Genomic DNA, 1,477 nt, shown 5'->3' with positions numbered 1-1,477 from the left:
GGCTGCGCCCCTCCCTACGATCAGACCAGACAACCGATCCTACCGGCCATCATAGTCGCCGCTCAACCGGCCATCGTAGTTGTCGCCGCGCAGGTACGGCAACACCCGGCATGGGCTACAATCTTGACATTTCCCCAGTACAATGCATATGTTCATGCATATGCAAAGGAGGTCGATATGGCCCGGAAAAAAGCAGTTTCCGTCCCTCCACGAGAAGCCAAACTGTTCCGGAACAACAAGAGTCAGGCTCTGCGCATCCCTGCCGATTTCGAACTTCCGGGTGACCGCGTGATGATCCATCGCGATGGCGACCGCCTCATTATCGAACCGGTACGCCGCAAGAATCTTCTGGAAGTCCTCGCATCCCTGCAGCCGCTCGGGCCCGATGATCAGTTTCCCGATGTCGAGGACACATTGCTCCCGATAAAGGCCATCGACCTGTGAGCGGGCTCTATATGCTCGACACCAATACCGTCTCCGAGCTTGCCCGCAATCCGCAAGGATCGGTTGCCGCACGCATCGCCGAAGTGGGCCCGGATGCGATCTGTGTCAGCATCATCACCGCGGCGGAACTCCGCTACGGCTGCGCCAGAGCGGGTTCGCCGCGGCTGCTGGCGCAGATCGAGGCCATTCTGGACAGCCTCCAGATCCTTGCCCTCGATGTCCCCGCCGACACTGAATATGCCGGTATTCGCGCAGAGCTGGAAGCAGCCGGCAAGCCTATCGGGCCAAATGACTGGTTCATCGCTGCCCATGCCTATGCCCTGGAAGCGGTGCTGGTGACCGCGAATATCACAGACTTCTCGCGGATACGCGCACTCAAAGTCGAGAACTGGATCGCCGACCTTCATTGACCGGATGCCGGGCAATCACCGCATGGCTTTCGTCTAGCGCATCGGCTCGCTCCAGCGGCGGGCCGCCGCCACACGCTTCGCGATCGACCCTAACCCTTGAGATGACCTTCAGCTCCATAGCGGATCGGGGGGCCTTTGCCGTCCATTGACCTCATGGCCGGAGAGAGGAGGGGGGTGTGCCTTTGTGTTCACGCAACAGGAGAAGGCCATGTCCGACATCATCGACCTCGGCGGCGCGCCCGGACACGAGGATTGCGCGCAGCTCGGCCACACCCCCGACTTCGAGCGCCTCAACCGGCTTGAGGTCGCCGCCTATCGGGCCGCCGTCATCGCCCGCTTCGGCCCGCCCCCGGACGGGTGTGCCCTCGTCTTTATCACCAACCGGCACGACTTCGGCATCTATCGCACGCTCGGTCTCAAGGTCGATGCGGGCGCTTATCGTCGCGATCCCTCGGTCGCGGCCTATGTCGAGGCCGCCCAGGACGGTCTCGCCAGCTGGGTCGAAGCCGGTTTCGCGCCGCCGGTCCGCTACGACGACGGCCGTGCCCCCGCGGTCGACCGGGACCGTATCGACGACATCGTCATGGGTGCGTTGCTCGCGACGCGGCCCGACCCGTTGGGAC

3 protein-coding genes are annotated in these 1,477 nt (G+C 63.0%); all 3 read left to right on the top strand.

The window, feature by feature from the left end; all coding sequences use genetic code 11:
- A partial coding sequence (locus B5X82_RS27190) for an antitoxin (protein WP_235862807.1) occupies window positions 1–444 on the top strand: 444 nt, incomplete at its 5' end.
- Window positions 445–455: 11 nt separating this feature from the next.
- A complete protein-coding gene (locus B5X82_RS26110; RefSeq protein ID WP_197672744.1) occupies window positions 456–854 on the top strand; it encodes a type II toxin-antitoxin system VapC family toxin in 399 nt (132 codons plus the stop codon).
- A gap of 208 nt (window positions 855–1,062) precedes the next feature.
- The coding region (locus B5X82_RS26105) for a hypothetical protein (protein WP_079640340.1) at window positions 1,063–1,477 on the top strand (415 nt) is incomplete at its 3' end.

Source organism: Rhizorhabdus histidinilytica (assembly GCF_900167915.1).
Classification (GTDB): domain Bacteria; phylum Pseudomonadota; class Alphaproteobacteria; order Sphingomonadales; family Sphingomonadaceae; genus Rhizorhabdus; species Rhizorhabdus histidinilytica.
Note: the sequence above shows the minus strand (reverse complement) of the source record. Positions and strands in the feature narration are given on the sequence as shown.

What these genes read in the sequence shown, in the direction of transcription:
- B5X82_RS26110 (WP_197672744.1), top strand. Translation starts at nt 456, where the DNA reads ATGCTCGACACCAATACCGTCTCCGAGCTTGCCCGCAATCCGCAAGGA.